Source organism: Hungatella sp. L36 (assembly GCF_014288035.1).
The window spans coordinates 261,285-278,971 of record NZ_JACOPC010000004.1; the positions used below are offsets into that span (position 1 = coordinate 261,285).

At 45.1% G+C, this 17,687-nt stretch carries 10 protein-coding genes; 9 read left to right on the forward strand and 1 reads right to left on the reverse strand.

What is annotated here, in order from left to right; translation table 11 throughout:
• The first annotated feature begins 3 nt into the window (after positions 1-3).
• The 5 genes from H8S80_RS12775 to H8S80_RS12795 all read left to right on the forward strand — a co-directional run bounded on the left by H8S80_RS12775 (position 4) and on the right by H8S80_RS12795 (position 5,627).
• The gene (locus tag H8S80_RS12775; RefSeq protein ID WP_117631113.1) at positions 4-1,995 is read left to right on the forward strand and encodes a DUF2399 domain-containing protein; all 1,992 of its coding nucleotides are present in this window, start codon (positions 4-6) and stop codon (positions 1,993-1,995) included.
• A 46-nt stretch (positions 1,996-2,041) separates the two neighbouring features.
• The gene (locus H8S80_RS12780; RefSeq protein WP_147338538.1) at positions 2,042-2,344 is read left to right on the forward strand and encodes a hypothetical protein; all 303 of its coding nucleotides are present in this window, start codon (positions 2,042-2,044) and stop codon (positions 2,342-2,344) included.
• Between the two features lie 253 nt (positions 2,345-2,597).
• Positions 2,598-3,575: an aldo/keto reductase gene (locus tag H8S80_RS12785; protein ID WP_117631117.1), complete on the forward strand. Its 978-nt coding sequence runs from the start codon at positions 2,598-2,600 to the stop codon at positions 3,573-3,575.
• Between the two features lie 183 nt (positions 3,576-3,758).
• On the forward strand, positions 3,759-3,926 hold the full coding sequence (locus H8S80_RS12790; RefSeq protein ID WP_181987911.1) for a hypothetical protein: 168 nt from the start codon (positions 3,759-3,761) through the stop codon (positions 3,924-3,926).
• A gap of 441 nt (positions 3,927-4,367) precedes the next feature.
• Complete coding sequence (locus tag H8S80_RS12795; RefSeq protein WP_117631119.1) at positions 4,368-5,627, forward strand: ferritin family protein; 1,260 nt, start codon at positions 4,368-4,370, stop codon at positions 5,625-5,627.
• 126 nt (positions 5,628-5,753) lie between these two features.
• Here the strand turns inward: H8S80_RS12795 and H8S80_RS12800 are convergent, their stop codons facing one another.
• The gene (locus H8S80_RS12800) at positions 5,754-6,671 is read right to left on the reverse strand and encodes a helix-turn-helix transcriptional regulator (RefSeq protein WP_117631121.1); all 918 of its coding nucleotides are present in this window, start codon (positions 6,669-6,671) and stop codon (positions 5,754-5,756) included.
• A 210-nt stretch (positions 6,672-6,881) separates the two neighbouring features.
• Here H8S80_RS12800 and H8S80_RS12805 point away from each other — a divergent pair, with 210 nt between their 5' ends.
• The 4 genes from H8S80_RS12805 to H8S80_RS12820 all read left to right on the forward strand — a co-directional run bounded on the left by H8S80_RS12805 (position 6,882) and on the right by H8S80_RS12820 (position 17,668).
• Complete coding sequence (locus H8S80_RS12805; RefSeq protein ID WP_117631123.1) at positions 6,882-8,942, forward strand: DUF2264 domain-containing protein; 2,061 nt, start codon at positions 6,882-6,884, stop codon at positions 8,940-8,942.
• A 315-nt stretch (positions 8,943-9,257) separates the two neighbouring features.
• Entirely contained in the window at positions 9,258-14,621 is a 5,364-nt protein-coding gene (locus H8S80_RS12810) for a bacterial Ig-like domain-containing protein (protein WP_181987912.1), read from the forward strand.
• Positions 14,622-14,778: 157 nt separating this feature from the next.
• Positions 14,779-15,843 (forward strand): peptidylprolyl isomerase, encoded by a 1,065-nt coding sequence (locus tag H8S80_RS12815; protein ID WP_117631127.1) that lies wholly within the window; start codon positions 14,779-14,781, stop codon positions 15,841-15,843.
• A gap of 55 nt (positions 15,844-15,898) precedes the next feature.
• Complete coding sequence (locus H8S80_RS12820) at positions 15,899-17,668, forward strand: sensor histidine kinase (RefSeq protein WP_347561396.1); 1,770 nt, start codon at positions 15,899-15,901, stop codon at positions 17,666-17,668.
• Positions 17,669-17,687 lie beyond the last annotated feature (19 nt).

The following is a 17,687-nucleotide window of genomic DNA, read 5'->3' on the forward strand; positions in this document are numbered from 1 at the left end:
GATATGGAGCACAAGAGGAAGATAACGGCAGAGGAGTATTACAGCGATCCAAATTTAAAACGTATGCTGAACGCGGTTTTTAACAAGTATAGAAGTTATGGTAGTGGCAGAGGAAAAATTAAACTTGTCATCTCCAGTCAGGCCGAGGCTCAACGATTACAGACGTTTTTTGGACCGAGGGTCAGGGGCCTGCTGGGGGTAGGCGATCACCTGAGCATGGAGATGAGCGTGATAGAGGAGGAACTTGGGAAACGTTTTATGTTGACCGTCCCATCCTTATACGAAATACTGTATCACGAACCATTGTTGACCAAAAAGGAAAGTTTAGTAAAGGCAGATACAGAGTGGGAAACCTTGTTTACCAATGTGGTTGAGAAGCTTCAAAATGAAGAGAATATCAATATCGTGGACAAAGCGTTCTGTGAGTTGACGTATGATTGGTTATATCGTCTCTGGAAAAAGGAACCTGGTTCGGGATATCGGATTTTACAGGCGGGGCTGAAAGACTATAATGCTGCACTCACCTCTCTTAAAATCTGTTTGGAAGCTCTTTGGTATCTGCTGATGGATTTGGAACGCCTGGAGCGGGAGAATGTGAAAAAGTCTGATAAAATATATATATCCATGTTAGCAACTTTTGTCGCGGGTAAACACTCATTAGATGAGAAAAAAACGTTGGCAGGCAGGCTTTTTTTTCGAGCTTTGGAAAATGTTTACTCCCAAAGATATCGTGAAAATGGAGCGTCAGACCCTCTGGAACATGTTCCGGCTTTTATGCGAAAGCGGATGATGTATCGTTTGTATCATTTAAGTGATGATACAACCAGTTCACTTTTTCACAGATTTACTTTAGATATTTATGAATCTATGAAGAAAGAGACAGTTAATCTCGGCAATGTTGAGGATATGGGAGACTTTGAGATTAAGTCTAACCTTTTTTTGATTGAAAATCCATCGGTTTTTCATTATTTAGTTGACTGCCTGATAGAATATGTGAAGGCTAACAATATTCCAAAGCAGCTAATAAGAGACAGATTTCCGATTATTATATGTACTTCAGGCTGTTTCCGAGCTGCGGTGCTGGAGTATGTTCGGATATGCATCGAAAGAAACTCAAAATGCCGAGTCTATTTTTCTGGTGATTTTGACCGAGCAGGAATTGAGATGATGGAAAAGTTAAAAGAATATTTTCCTAAAAATGTATCTCCGTTTCAAATGAATGCAAAAACATATCTTGCAGGATTGAATGGAAAATGTAGGGAGCTTTCAGAAAAGGATAGAGAGATATTGGCTGGGAAAAACAGCGAATTAGCAAGGTTAATAGCGTTACATGGAAAAAAGGTATATCAGGAAAGCATTGCTTATGACCTATGGGAAGTCCTTTTGAGAGAAATTCAATGTGTTGAGACAGTTATGTATCAAACATATGAGGAAGGGAAGCGCACGATGGAAAAACGCAAAGTAGAGATGTTTTTATCATATTGTTGGCAAGATGATAAAATAGCTGCGGATATTTTTGCCTATTTGAACAATGTCACGAATATTCATATTCATAGGGATACAATAGATATTAAGAAATGGGATAGTATTAGAGATTATATGAATAATATAGAAAATATGGACTATATTATTTTGCTAATTTCAGACGCCTACTTGAGGTCAAGAAATTGTATGTACGAAGTTTTAGAGGTTATGCGAGATCGCAAATATAAGAATAAAATATTTCCCGTAGTGGTTTCAAAAGAAATCTATAACCCAACTGTAGTTGCAAATTATGTGAAATATTGGCAGGATCAACAGCAGCAGCTGGAGGATACTCTGAGCAGTCTGAGGATTCAGAATTTGGGGAATTTGAATCAGGATTTGAAAATTATTCAAGATATAGCAGCAAATACCGCCGATTTTTTGTATTTGGTGAGCGATATGAACAATCCTGAAATTGCTGAAATAAATGTTGAAATTACTAAAAAATTAGAGGAGTGGGGAGTAATTTAACTTATTGAGCTTTTGGGTTACTTAATGTGTAGCGGGTACTTCAGGCTTGCAGGATAATGATATTGATCTTAGCGAAAACGTAATAAGTTGTGATAATTCTAAAGAAATTGCCATGAAAAAAGAGGATAGACAGATGAAAAGGACAGACCGATCTATAAAACAAAAGACTGCAGAATCCATCTTGGATTACTGGTATACACTTGAGTTTTTAAGTCAGGATGCGTTGCCGTCACTTACATATGAAGAAAAACAGAAGAATAAAGATGCGCTGAAAGCGCCGCTGGCCTATGAGAGATTGAGGGATTTTATGAGAGCATCCTGGATTGCATTTGCAAAGTCGGTTATATAAGAGGACATCAATATCTTGAAAGCGATCAGCCTCCTTATACACTTGATAAAGCCTTTGAGATTATGACAGTAATACAGTCACGGGATGAAGGGGCCTCGGAACGCGTGGCAGTAACCGCTGGATGATGCAATTAAAAGATGGGAGGAAGGAACTTCGTATCTATACTACTTATATTCCAGGCTGCATCCACAACGGATACGCAGATATGCGAAAAATGTGGAACAGCGGCTTAAGAAACTGAAAGGACAACCTTATGAATTACAAGCAACTAACCGGAACTGACCTTCTGGTATCTAATTTATGTCTTGGAACCGTACAATTCGGCTCGGCAATAGGGGAAAGAGAATGTTTTGAGCAGTTAGACGAATTTACAGACTTAGGCGGTAATTTTCTGGACACTGCCCATGTATATGGTGACTGGCTAGCGGGAGAGCGGGCAAGAAGTGAGAGAGTGATTGGAAAATGGCTGAAGCAAAGCGGCAAGCGAAACAACTATGTGATATCCACGAAAGGAGCGCATCCAAGGCTGGATTCCATGGAAGTATCGCGGGTAAGCCGGGAGGCAATTATGACTGACATAGAAGAAAGTCTTAAATGCCTTGGAGCAGATACTATTGATCTGTATTTCCTGCACCGGGATGACGAGTCTGTTTCCGTTTGCGAGATTCTTGATATTCTGGAAACTGCAAGAAAAAAAGGATATATTCGGTATTATGGCTGTTCCAATTGGAAGCTGAAACGCCTGAAAGAGGCACAGAGGGCAGCGGAGGCTAATCACTTTTCCGGCTTTGTCTGCAATCAGCTGATGTGGAGTCTCGCCGATATGAATCCGGCCGGACTGGGAGACCCGACGCTGGTTTGGATGGACCTGGAAAATTTTACTTATCACAAAGAGAAGCAGCTCAGTGCAATGGCCTATATGTCGGTGGCAAAAGGATACTTCAGTAAATTGCTGAAGGGAGATATGATTCCAGAAAATGTAGCTGCAATTTATGAGAATGAAGCAAATTACAAAATCACGGAGGAGTTGAAAGCCTTGAAAGCATGCGGAATCACCCCCGTACAGGCGTGTATTTCCTATTTTAATGAACAGCCATTTACAGCAATTCCGCTGGCCTCTTTCCGCAGCATAGAACAGATGAAGGAAACGGTAGCTGGTTGTGATGTGACACTGAGCATGGAAGTCAGGAAGAGAATAAATAATATTAAAACATTTGTCAGTGATTTGTGAAAATGGCATAAGGAAAGCGGAGACAGTAATTGAGTTGGTTCTATTACTGCCTCCGCTTTTCCTTCCACCAATCCTACACCAAATACAACTCAATCCCCACCGGATATATTACTGCCATAGTGCTCAGGGATAAGGAAGAATTTGTGTTTATGAGCATTATTGGAAAATAGGTGACTTGTTACAGTGAGTATGTACAAAGGGCGGGAAGAGCTGGCTAATTTACATGGCAGCCAAAGTGGAGATGCCCACCCTACCTGCCCGTGCGTTCTGATTGTCATGGATTGGAACCGAGATATTATACCCAATATAGAACTGATGAAAACGGAAGATTATGAGATGATGTTATTCTGAATCCCACTCTATGTATGTGACGAAATGGCAATATGAAGAGAATTAAGGCCAGGAATCCATAGCTATTTGCGGTCTTAAGCGAAATCTGTGAATACTGTGGAATTGAACTGGTGAAAACAAGTCTTGGAAAAGTGGACAACATGCTGAAGGAAATGACGGACAGGATGGGGCAATGGAAATAAACTCTGCTTTTGGAAATTGCTGCAGTTAGCATACATGAATTGATTTCTTCCGAAAAATCCTGTAAAATGGTGTTCAGGCGGAAGCACTGGGGCCAGATGCCCGTTGTACAGAGCCAATTGTACAGCGCCAATTGTACAGAGCCAATTGTAAAGCGCCAATTGTAAAGCGCCAGTCGTACAGAGCCAGTCGTACAGCACCAATCGTACAGTGCCAATCATGCCGCGACAATATCATAAACCAATAGAGAGGACTATATATATGAATTTTATACAAAAAGTAACTGCGCCAATTCTGCCAATCGGTGACGTTTCCTCCTTCTCCCTGATCGGTGATCCGGGCTGCGAGGGGCTGGGAACCACAATGATGCGTGTCTATGTCAACGCGCTGGAACTGGCTTCCCGGGATGATTTTATTCTGATTGCCGGCGATATGGTACCGACTGGGAAAAGGCGGTTTTATGAGACGATTTCTGAAATCACCAATTCTGTGGCGGGAAAGGACACGTATATTTTAAGAGGGAACCACGACACCGGAGTGTATACCGAATATTTTGGACTGCAGAATTATGCGCTGATCGGCGATTCATTTACTGTGGTAGTGCTGGACAACGCCATGCGCACCTTCGAGGCTGAGGGGCTGGAGCTGCTTGGACGGGTGCTGGCTATGGAAGAGTGCAGGAACGTGGTGATCGCATTTCATATTCCGCTGCCCAACCATTTTATCCGAAATTCTGTCTCCGAGGCGGAATTTGAACGCCTGAGAGCCGTGTATGCGCCTTACAGGGAAAAGGTGAAGTACTTTGCCTGCGGCCATGTGCATTCCAGATTCGAGGATGTGGTGGACGGGATTCCATTGATCTGCAGCGGTGGCGGCGGAGCGATGATCGAGGATGTCTCAGAGGAAATCAAGGCTTCGGATGTGGATTACCACATCGTGAGGTTTTTTATGGAGGAAGGCCGTCTCTGCCATAGAATTGTGGATTTGACGGAGATGTATTATAAAAGAGAGCAGCTGGAGCCGGTTTTGAAAGAGAAGCTGGAGGAGGCGGTGAAGGGGGAGCTGTATGCCCATCTGCGGTATTTGACATTTGCGGACCGCGCGCAGAAACGCGGGTACGAAAAGGTGGCGAATCTGATGAGGGCTCTGGCTGATTCGGAGTATCGCCATGCACGCAGCTTTTTTGCTGTTCTGGAACAGCCGGTGCCGTTTATGGAGGCGCTGAGCGGATTTAGAAAGAGCGAGAATTTTGAGTTTGAGAGATTGTATCCTATGGTATCGGATTATGCGGCGGGAATCGGCGGAATGCTGGCCAAGCAGGCCTTTGCTGACGCTGCAAAGATGGAACGCTCCCATGCGGAACTGATTGCAAAGGCGGAGAAGCTGGAGGAGTTTTCCGTGGATACACTGTATGTGTGCCCTGTATGCGGGTGTGTAATGACCGCGGTTGACGAGATTGACCGGTGTCCGGTGTGCGGAGCGCCGAAAAGGCAGTTCCGGGAATTTACGGGCAAAGAATAGGATTAAAAATAGGAATAAAATAAAAACAAGAATAAGAATAAAGGAAAGCACCAGATGGATTCGCCTGGAACAGGGCGGTCTGTCTGGTGCTTTTTAGTTTCGCAGAAAATTATTTTTATTATTATATTATGATTCCATATTTGTCACACGATAATGTCCGGGCGATACCTGGGCGTATTTTTTAAAGGTACGGATAAAGTTGGAGTAGTCATGAAAACCGGATAATTCACAGGTGTCAGTGACACTTTTTCCCTGCTTTAGAAGCGTTTTGGCGAGGGAAATCCGTTTTAAAATCAGGTACTCCTGTATGGAACAGCCGGCCTGTTCCCGGAATTTGCGGCTCATATGGGAGCGGTTCATGTAAAGGTGGTCCGCCAGAGCCTGGATGGATAAGTCTTCTGTCAGATGCTCGTCAATGTATCTCATGATCTGGCTGGAAAGCTGGGGCATGATGTTTTCGGGAATCAATGTGGACTCGTAAAAACAGGTGTTGGCCAGAACCAGGAGCTGCAGGAGATAGGTGGAGGCCAGGACATCATGGCCGAAGCTTGCAGAGGCCACGGCAGTGTGCAGGTGATCTGTCAGATAAAGATATCGTTCCAGAGACCGGGGCGGCAGGGAGAGTAAATTTTTGTCCGCATTTTTCCTCTTCTCAAAACAGGAGAGCAGGTCGGTCTGTTCCGTGCAGTAATTCCGAACCAGCTCGGGAGAAAAGTGGGTAGCGATCCGCTCATAGGGAGTGCCCTCATAGGAGACAGCGCGGTGAATCTCCTGGCTGTTGATGATCAGCAAATCCCCACGCTGTAACCGATACCGGTGGTGCTCAATGTAGCAGTCCGTACAGCCGCCTAAAAACAGCAGCAGTTCGTAGGAGTCGTGCATGTGGTAGACGTCATTGATTGGCTTCACGGAGATCATATGGTGACTCCGGATAATCTCTGGAAAATGAATCCGGCGGCAGCCGTCGTTTTTCACTGCACCGCATTCTGGTGATAATGGTATGGATTCATTTCGATTCGTGTCCTGTTCTGTAAAAAAAGTCATAGCTCTCCAGCCTCCAATCCTGCGCAGACCTCGCCAACTATTTTTCATGTATCGCACGTAAGCGCCTAAGAGACAGGCGCCAAGTGCTCGCAGCAATAAAAAATCACATAACGCAATAAAAAGACAAAAATGAGCAAAGAACCTGCATGATATTTATTATATGATAAGGAATAAAAAAAGCAAGCAGTACTTGTACAGGAGGTAACATTTATGAAATTTGAAGTGAAAAATCCTGATTACGGGAAAAGCCCGTATACAGGCATGACGAAGGAACACTGGCTGGAGGCGTGCGAGTTTCTTCTGGAGGGGATTTTTTCCGGAATTGAAAGTATGGAGGGGCAGCCGGTAAGCCGAAGAGTGGAATTTGAGGTGAGTTATCCGAATAAAAACAGTTCACCGACAAAAGCCAGTGCGGAACGGTTTGAGGGGCTTGCCAGGAGCTTTCTGATCGCGGCGCCGCTGCTGCATAACCGGCCGGATGCTGTAATTTGCGGCGTATCGGTGAGAGAGTATTATAAAACGCGGATACTGGAGGCGGTGACGCCTGGAAATCCCAATTATCTGTACGGTTTACAGGAGCTTCTCGCCATGGCAAAGGAGGGCGAGGACACCTTCCAGCATACCTGCGAATGTGCCTCACTCGTAATCGGCCTGGATCAGTGCAGAGAGGTCATTTGGGATACATATACAGCGGAGGAGAAAGACAGGATCGCATCCTATATCCGGGAATTTGCCTATGGGAAGACGGGGGCGCATAACTGGCGGCTTTTCAACATGCTCATTCTGGGATTTCTGCATCAGGAGGGATATGAGATCGACCGAGGCGTGATGAGAGACCATGCGCAGACGATTCTGTCGTACTATGCCGGAGACGGATGGTATCGCGACGGCCATCGCTTTGATTACTACACTCCCTGGGCATTCCAGGTGTATGGGCCGATCTGGAACCGTTGGTATGGATATGCAGAAGAGCCGTGGATCGCAGGGAAAATAGAGCAGTATGCCAATGCGCTTACGGATTCATTTCTGTCCATGTTCGATAAAGAGGGTCATGTGACGCTTTGGGCGAGAAGCGGCCTCTACCGCAATGCGGCCTCTTCCCCTTTTGCCTCCGCGTATCTTCTCAATCATACCAACGTCAATCCGGGACTGGCAAGAAGAATCAATTCCGGCGCACTGCTTCAGTTTATTACAAGGGAGGATGTATTTGTTAATGGAGTGCCGTCGCTGGGTTTTTACGGACAGTTTCTTCCGATGGTACAGGATTACAGCTGCGCGGAAAGCCCGTTTTGGATTGCAAATCCATTTGTGGCGCTGACGTATCCGGAGGAGCATCCGTTCTGGTCCGCAGTCGAGGAAAATGGGGATTGGGAGCAGCTGGGAGATTGGGGAGCGGAGAGTTCCCCTCATCCACATTCCCCGAAAGGTTATACAGAAACGATAATGAATGGCCCGGGAATTGTCTCTGCGCATCTGGGCGGGAACGGGGCCTGTGAGTTCCGGACAGCAAAGGGGCTTTTTAAACCTGGAGATGAGTACATCAGATATTACATACGCCTCGCATTTCACAGCCATTATCCGTGGGAGGCTTTTGACGGCCAGGGGGCGGAGGCCATGCAGTACAGCCTCTCTTATGATGGGGCAAAGGAGGCGCTGGTGCCGAATATTATCATGTATGGCGGTGTAAATGACGGGGTTCTCTACCGGAAACAATACTTTGATTTTTACCATAACTTTCAGGGCGGCGCCTCCATCGATCTGGCGGATTTTCCTGTGGCATACGGCCACATCCGTGTGGACAAAATGCGCATCCCCAACAAACCATTTACACTGACCATGGGGGCCTACGGTTTCCCGGAGTACCAGGATGGAGAGAAAACACAGGTGATCAGGCGCTCCTGCGATGGCGCGGAGGCAGTGATTCTAAAACAGGATGGCCGGCAGCTTGCGCTGGTTGCCTATACGGCATGGGAATCGGTTGAGACAAAGGAGAGAAGAGGCGTTAATCCGGCCGCGGAGAACAGCATTTTGGCTTATGGAAAGCTGCGCAGAGAAAAAATGTATGGGTACGAGCCTTATGTGATGATCAGCGCCGTTTTAAGCAGGACTGATGACAGAGAATGGGCGGAGGATGAACTGTTTCCAATCAGAACAATCACCTTTACCGATGAGGAACAGTGCGGAGGCTACGGCCCGGTTACACTCCTGATGAAGGACGGGCGCACGGCTGCCGTGGATTATGAGGGGCTGGAAGGCCATCTGATGATTTAATGGTAAAAACCTTAAGATAGTGCAAAAATATGAAAATATTACAAATATCCCTGGTTACGATCTGAAGATTTTGTAAAAAGGCAGTATGAAACTTTATTTGCTTTTCAGATTCCTGATGTTATATTGAAACCACTATTAAACTTTTCACGCTTCAATAGATCCAGGTTTATGCCGTCGCAGTTTATCATAGAACGGCAGAACAATTTTATTATGGAGTTTTTTCGCTGTTTAAGTTTATGGAAGAAGGTGGTAAACAGAAGGCAGATATTACGCTTATTGATTTGTGAACAAATATGCATGAAAGGGAAGAGCAGAATGAAAAAAGCAAAGAGAGTTTTGAGTGCGGTCATGGCGGGCATACTGGCATTTTCTACTATGGGAGCCAGTCCGGTTTTTGCAGCACCGGAAGAGTCACAGTCATTTGTCCTCTCATTAGATGGAGGCTATCTGACTGAGGGGACCCCAGGCAGGATCTATTTAGAGGGGAAAGAAGATTTTGCTATTAAGTCTGTCGCTTATGAAGGGACTGAAGGAAAGGTAATTGTAGATCCAAAGACAGGTACCGCATCAATAAAGGAGGGATACACTCCGGTTGATCGGGAAACGGTTGAATTAAAAGCGACAGTGACATATTATGACCCGGCTGATATTATTTTCCATGATGGTTTTGAGGGTGATAAGAAATTTACAGATAACGTCCCGGATTCTTATCGGCATAGTACGACAGAAGCTCACTGGGGCAGGAGCGCGGGAACTCCTGTATCGGGGAAAAAAGGGCCTGCTACACATAATATTTCTTCAGGTACCGACCAGCTTGGTACGGTAACTGCCTGGTTTTATGATACTGGTGACACGGGAACTTCACAGGCCAAACTTTGTTTTGATGTAAACCAGACTGGAGTTACCGGAAACCATGCAGTCGGTGTAGCATATGACAGTAAAGTGGGCAGCAATGAGAATTATGTAAAGCGCTCCGGAAATCCATTAGTACAGTACGGCTGGGATGACAGCAGTATAAAGCGTACAAAAGGATGGCATCAGTTCCGCTGGGAGGTTACTGCAGCGGGTACAAAAACATATATTGATGATAATCTAATATTTGACAGCGATCTGCTGACAAGCATTGGCTGGATCCAGCTTATGACTAACTGGAACGACAACTCAGATAACAGCAATAGTATCTGCGATAAGATGTTTTTTGATGATGTGACGGTAGTAAAGCCAGGTGCCGACGCACATCTTAAGACAGAGGTGGTTACGGCCACGGTTATGCTTAGGGAACTGGTTGAGTACGACATTCTTGGAAAGACAGAAGTATTTTTTAACCAAAGTGCCCCGGAGGCAACGGAAGTCCAGATGACACCGGCAGTAGATCCTGAGATGAAGATCACGCTTGGTGGGACTGCTCTGACAAAGGGCAGTGAATACACCGTTGAAGGAGATAAGGTTATCTTTTCGAAGAATTACCTATCTACGCTGAGTACAGGAAAGCATGAGTTCCAGTTTATTCTTCTGAATAAGACCATTACTTTTACAGTTGTGGTTATTGACAGTACTGCAGGAACAAATTACTATTTCAGCAACAAGGGTAATGATGAGACTGGAAAAGGTACAGAAGATGATCCGTATGCTTCGTTGACGAAGTTAAATAGTCTGGATTTACAGCCGGGTGATACGGTTTATTTGGACGCGGGAAGTATCTGGAATGGTCAGATCAAGATTGATGATTCCGGTCTGCCGGGGATGCCGATTACGATTACAAAGTATAATGCCGACAGCAGAGAAAGCCGTCCGATTATTAATGCAGGACAGGTTGTCACCAAAGACAATATTACCAAACCGACAATTCTGACACTTGCAAATCAGGGTAACAACTGCTATGCAGCGGGTGCTTTGGAAATCCGAAATGCGAGCTACGTTCAAGTATCCGGTTTGGAGCTTACCAATGACGGCGGTGAGGAAGATGCTGACCGTATCAATGGACGAAACGGTATTCTGGTAATTGCTGATCTGCCAAAAGGAACTACTTCCTCTTCCTATAATGCGGAGTGGGAGAAGTCATTCCAGACCTCCATTTATGTGGATGACTGTTATGTTCACGATGTCAACAGCTCGTCTAATTACAAGATGTCCGGAGGCATTAACTTCTTTGGTAATATTGACGATATCCTGGTAGAAAACTGTATTACGAAAAATTGTGATAACGAAGGTATCCGTAACGCAGGTCTTTACAACCAGAACAACAGTTGGCCTGCAACGTCAAAGGTTGTATTCCGCAACAACTATATTGATGGATGCACCGGTGACGGTATGGTTATTTCTAATGTATTGGACAGCACCATTTCTGGTAATGTTGTTACAAATTGCGGGAAACCGGAATTAAGCGGCGGCGCCAACTATGCGGCTCTCTGGCTTATCGGAGCAGAAAATACCGTGGTAGAGAACAATGAAGTATTTAATAACCCGTACAGATGTAATGACGGTGAGTCATTTGACTTCGACCATCAGTGTAAGGGCAGTGTTTACCAGTACAATTATACTCATGATAATGCAGGTGGAGTTCTCCTGACCATGGGGTCTGTTGCTGACAGAAATATCTTCCGTTACAATATTAGTGTAGAAGACGGCGGTTATTATAATCCTCATCTGTTCTTTGGAAGCCCCAGTGAAGGAAAAGCAACTTATTTTTACAATAATGTTTTTCTGATTGCTCCAAACGTCGAGAGAATATTTGACGAAGGCGGTGCAGTTAATTTCTACAACAATATTTTGATGTCTGTTAACGGTAATGTACCTAAGTTTGCTGGGGGTGCAATAACCGGAGGTATGATTAAGAATAACATCATTTATCCGCAGAGTCTTTTAAATGGTTCTTTCGGTAATGCGGAAGTAGCGGATAACCTTTTTGTCAATCCACTGTTAGGCGGACCTGGAAGCAAACCGGAAGAAATTATGGCAGATGCAAAAACCAGCAATGCCCATCTTGATTTGAGCAAATTGGATGCATATAAGCTTCTTGAGGAATCTCCTGCAATCAATGCGGGTGCAGAAGTGAAGCTTCCGGCTGTTTTTGCAGCTGTTGGTGAGGCAGAAAAAGATTTCTTTGGAAACCCGATCAACGGTAAACCTGATATTGGCGTACATGAGTGGAACAATGATTCTCCGGAACTTACTGTACCGGAAGTATTGCCTGCATCTATTGAAATCATAGCGGAAAAGACAGAAATTAATCCGAGAGAAAGTATGTCACTAAAGGCTGTGGCTACCCCAGCTGATGCGTGGGAACCCACTGTGCGTTGGAGTTCATCCAATCCGGATATTGCCGCAGTGGATACAAAGACAGGAATTGTAACAGGCGTGCGCATGGGAACAACAACGATCAGGGCGACGGCACTGGCGGATAACAAGGTCTGCAGTGAGGTTGAAATTACTGTAAAAGATCTGGGTGAAGGTGTTTTAGTCGGATTTGAAGTACATACAGAAAGTGATTCTGTAAAAGCAGGAGAAGGCATTCAGCTCTCTGTTGTTGGTGTGGACAGCAGAGGCAACAAGGTCGATTTGAAACCGGAAAACATGGCGGTCAAATATCAAACCACTGTAGGTACGGTGAATGAAAACGGTATGCTTACGATACCGGAGGAGGTATCTGGTGCAGTGACCATAAGTGCACAGGTAACTGTGTTGTCACAACCCGACTTTACAGAAAGTTTTGAAACAGAGTCCACAACATTTGTTGGCGGTACACAGAGTCTGGTAAGAACGGATGAACGTGCTAAAGATGGCGACTGGAGTATGAAAACCATGAACTGCACAACAGACGATGATGCGGTCAAGACCTTCCTTGAACCTCGTCAGGGGACTGTGAGTTTAATGTTTTATGATACGGCGGATAAGATTGCCAGAAAGGCGATCTCAGTTTCTCCAAATAATACACTGTATGCTCTTGGCGTATTTAAAGATGCAGGCTCCGACTCATATGCCTATCGTATTGACGGCACTACCACATGGAGAAATTCCGGAGTGGAACGAACAGATGGCTGGCATGAATTCAAGTGGGTATTTTCAGATGAGGGCTTGAAGGTTTATATTGATGATACCTTCCTGGCGGAGAATGCCAATGTAAAGAATTATTCGAAGATCAGTATTCTTTCTCGCGGCGGCTGGTCTCAGGCTGACCATGATAATAATTTTGGTATAGATAATGTCCGGACATGGCTTGATGAAAAGTATGAGGCAAAGGATCGTGGGCTTACCATTATTCCGAAAGAATTCAAGTATTATACCACGTCAATCAAAGTGGATCAGAGCCCGAATAAGCAGGCTTATCTCGTTGATGATGAGTTTGAACCGGAAGGCATGAAGGTATCGGCTCTTCAGAAAGCAAGCCCGAGTGATGCAGTGAGAACGGTCGAACTTGATACCGAGAATCTGGAGTATGATTACGACTTCAGTGAACCTGGAATACAGACCGTTACCGTCAAATATAACGAACTGAATGCGGATCAGGAAGAGATAACATTTACAGCCGAAGTGAAGGTGAGAGTAACAGAAGAACCAATTGACGAAGATTCATATTACACCACATCAATCAGAGTGGACAGAAACCCGGATAAGCAGGTTTATGTTGTTGGTGATGAGTTTGAACCGGAAGGCATGAAGGTATCGGCTCTTCAGAAGGCGAGCCCGAGTGATGCGGTAAGAGCCGTTGAACTCGATCTGGAGGAACTGGAGTATGAGTTTGATTTCAGTGAATCCGGAATACGGACGGTAACCATCAGCTATAACGAATTAAATGCGGATCAGGAAGAAAAAACATTTACAGCCAAAGTGAAGGTAAGAGTAACAGAAGAACCGATAGAGGAAGATTCTTATTATACCACAAAAATTAAAGTGGACAAAAAACCCGATAAGCTGGTTTATTATGTGGATGATGAGTTTGAACCGGAAGGTATGAAGGTATCAGCGCTTCAGAAAGCGAGTCCAAGTAATGTGGTAAGAACGGTTGAACTTGATCCGGGAGAACTGGAATATGTGTATGATTTTACCACCAGCGGAAAGAAAAAAGTAAAAATCGTTTATTACGGAATGGATAAAAACCAGGAAGAGAAGAAGTTTACGGCTGAATTAGTTGTAACAGTAGGAATTCCGTGGACTCCGATTGAACCGTCTAAACCGTCCAGACCTTCTCATGGAAGTGGGAGCAGTTCAGGCTCTTCGGCTTCTGTACAGGGAACCTGGAAACAGGATGCAGCCGGATGGTACTTTACTTATACATCCGGAGCGTATGCAGCAGACAAATGGGAAAGCATAGGCAATACCTGGTATTATTTCGATCATGATGGCTATATGGCTACCGAATGGCAGTATATCAACAATAACTGGTATTATATGGATCCGTTAAGTGGAGCGATGACAACTGGCTGGCATTTAGATACGCAGGACGGTTACTGGTATTATTTAAATCCTGCAACAGGAGCAGTAATGAGTGGCTGGCAGCAGGTTGGAGACAACTGGTATTATTTGAATGAGCAGGTACCGGAAGCAAGCTGGAAATTTGATGAGACATCGAAACAGTGGTTATATGAAAAACAGAATATATTACCGTATGGCGCGATGTATCGGAATACGACAACCCCAGATGGATACCAGGTTGACAGTAACGGTATCTGGATTAAGTAAAGAGATATAAAATGTGATATTTAAGAAATGCGGGCTGCGGCAGAACGATTGATAAATCAGTCATTCTGCGCAGCCTTGTTTTTCATCTTATGCATTGAATAAAAAAAGTCTATAAAGTATAATAAAAAGTATTTTATTAACATCAGGAGAGCGTGGTATGGGAGAAAGAAAAAAGTTTAACTATATACTTGCCGGAGTGGTTGGCCTTATGGCAGTTTTTGCCCTGTGCCTTCTGTTTCGCATAAAGACTGTTGAAAATTTGGAGGATGATGTTCTCTTTACCGTAGATAATTATCCGGTAAGCCGTAAAGAGTTTTCTCTTTTTATCCGGGATCAACGCTCTGACGCGGCACAGTATTTCTATGTTACATATGGTGCTGAAATGAAATCTGATTTCTGGGCCACTGAGTTTGATGGGCAGACACCATCTGAATACTGTAAGGAAAAGGCGATGGAAGAGATCGTCAGATACAAGACGGAACGTATTCTGGCATATGAAAGAGGCCTTATTGAATCTGTTGATTACAGTGATCTGATGGCAGACATGAGGGTTCTCAATGAAGATAATGCAAAAAGTGATGTAGCTGGTGAAATGACTTATGGATTAACTGCATTTGAACCGTGGCAGTATCTTCTGTATATTCGCTCTGATTGTAATACCAGGCTCATGAAAGATGAAATGGAACGTTTAATGGACAGTATTCCGGAAGAAACGATTCGGGCGCGCTATGATGAAGATAAAGAAAATTACAGTAAGGGGTATCGTGTGACCTATGAACGGCTGGAGGCAGAGTCTGCTGTATCGGGGTTTGATCTGAAGACTGCATTAGGGCAGATAGCTGAAAGAGCTTCTATGAATGAAGAAAGCTTAAAAGATGCCGCCGAAACGCTGGAGGTTCTGGAGGAGTATTCAGTAACGCAGGAAATCAGTTCTGAGAAAATAATAGGCAAAGATGATATCTGGGAGCAGTTTGTCCAGGAAGAGGTTGTGAGGCTTGAACCGGGAATGATATCCTCTCCGCTGCTCTTATCTGGTAATAACGGCTGTCTGCTGCGCTGTACCCAGCGCACTGACCTGGGATATGATAGCTATGAAGAGGTAAAAAACAGCATCATTCTTGAAGAAGCACAGAAAGTACTTCAGGCCTCTATAGAGGAGAGGGTGCAAGATGCTTCTGTGTTTTTTGTAAGCGATAAATATGAACAGATCATTGTTGAGTGAACGGGATACTATGTGCAGTTTACTGCGGAAACAGAACAGATGAAAATGGAGCTGAATGATGAAGAAGTTATTGCAAAACAGAACAGTAAAATTTAAAATTATGGTATATAACATCTGCATTATCTGCGTCATCGGCATCATATTCAGTGTTACGAGTTATGTGACGGCGAACAAAAAAGCCGTCCAGCTGGCTCAGAATTCCGTCGAGTACCACGTGGAGAGTATCTCCCGCTATTATCAGGAGGTCTACGAGCAGATGGTGAACCTGGTGCTTAACTGTGCGGAGCGGGAGATGTTTGATCTAAGCTCCCTGGGGCAGTTAGATACCGTAGAGGAAAAGAGAAGAGGCCTGGATTATGCAAAGCTGGCCGCTAATTTCTGCACTGTCACAGGGTATGGAGATTATATCACAAGGCTGTCCATTTTTGATGACAACGATGTTCACATTTCGGCCGGAACGGCCTTAAGCAGTGTTGATGACGGGAGAAGAATCCAGAATGCGCCCTGGTTTGACCGGGAACTGAAGAAGGATATGTACGACTACCGTCTGGATCTGGTGAATTCCCCATTCTATAAGGAAGTGGGGATGACGATCCCCATTATCTGTAAAAATTCCGGGTATAAAGACAGTGACTGTTCCGCGCTTTTCCTGTCGCCTCGTCTCTATCTCGACCGTCTGAAGGAAGACGATAACGGTAATACAATGCTTGTGACTACTTACCGCGGAGAGCGGATCGCTACGCTGCGGGAGTCTGAAAACCAAAAAGAGGAAAGCGACCGTTTGATTGATTCGATTCTGCGGAGAGAGGAAGGACGGGGAACGTGGCGCTATCAGATAAATGGGGAACCGCATCTGGTATCGTATAACAAGGAATCCCAGAGCGGCGCCCTGGTGATCGAAATCATGGACATGGCAAATCTGAAAAATGACAGCCTGATGCTCATGCAGACGGTTGGCCTGATCTTTATCTCCTGTGTGCTCCTTGGAATTTCCATGTCGTTTCTGTTTACCAATGCGGTCAGAAAACCGATTGACCGGCTGGTAAATCATGTGGGCAGAATTGCGAAGGGAGATTTCAGTCAGGAGGAGTCGCTGGAAAGCCAGGACGAGATCGGACTCATCGGTAAGGCCGTAAATTCCATGAGCAGCCAGATCGAACAGCTGATGGACAAGCGTTTGGAGGATGAAAAGGAAAAAAGCAGTCTGGAAATCCGGATGCTGCAGGCGCAGATCAATCCGCATTTCCTCTACAACACCCTGGATTCGATCAAATGGATTGCCGTGATCCAGAAAAACAGCGGTATCGTGAAGGCGGTAACCGCGCTGTCGAAGCTGCTTAAGAATATGGCAAAGGGAGTGGACGAGCGCGTTACGCTGAGAGAGGAACTGGATTTTGTCCGCGATTACGTAACCATCGAGAAGCTGAAATATGTGGAAATGTTCGATCTGGAGGTCGACATCGGGGAGGAGATGCTCTACGATGCGCGAATCGTGAAGCTGACGCTGCAGCCGCTGGTGGAAAATGCGATTTTCAGCGGAATCGAGCCTGGCGGAAAGAATGGGACCATCCGGATCCGCGCGTATGAGAAGGACAAGTGCCTCTGCGTCGATGTGCGGGACGACGGAATCGGAATACCGGAAGAAAAGATACCGGAGCTGCTGAACCATTCGGAAAAGTTAAAGGGTGACCAGATGAGCAGTATCGGGATGCCGAATGTGGACAGACGGCTGAAACTGATCTATGGGGAAGAGTACGGACTTTCCGTGGAGAGCCAGGTAGGGGAGTACACACAGATTACCGTCAGAATTCCGCTGGAATACTGACAGGGACTTAAGGGGGAGT

What these genes read in the sequence shown, in the direction of transcription:
- H8S80_RS12775 (WP_117631113.1), top strand. Translation starts at nt 4, where the DNA reads ATGGAGCACAAGAGGAAGATAACGGCAGAGGAGTATTACAGCGATCCA.
- H8S80_RS12785 (WP_117631117.1), top strand. Translation starts at nt 2,598, where the DNA reads ATGAATTACAAGCAACTAACCGGAACTGACCTTCTGGTATCTAATTTA.
- H8S80_RS12795 (WP_117631119.1), top strand. Translation starts at nt 4,368, where the DNA reads ATGAATTTTATACAAAAAGTAACTGCGCCAATTCTGCCAATCGGTGAC.
- H8S80_RS12800 (WP_117631121.1), bottom strand. Translation starts at nt 6,671, where the DNA reads ATGACTTTTTTTACAGAACAGGACACGAATCGAAATGAATCCATACCA.
- H8S80_RS12805 (WP_117631123.1), top strand. Translation starts at nt 6,882, where the DNA reads ATGAAATTTGAAGTGAAAAATCCTGATTACGGGAAAAGCCCGTATACA.
- H8S80_RS12810 (WP_181987912.1), top strand. Translation starts at nt 9,258, where the DNA reads ATGAAAAAAGCAAAGAGAGTTTTGAGTGCGGTCATGGCGGGCATACTG.
- H8S80_RS12815 (WP_117631127.1), top strand. Translation starts at nt 14,779, where the DNA reads ATGGGAGAAAGAAAAAAGTTTAACTATATACTTGCCGGAGTGGTTGGC.
- H8S80_RS12820 (WP_347561396.1), top strand. Translation starts at nt 15,899, where the DNA reads ATGATGAAGAAGTTATTGCAAAACAGAACAGTAAAATTTAAAATTATG.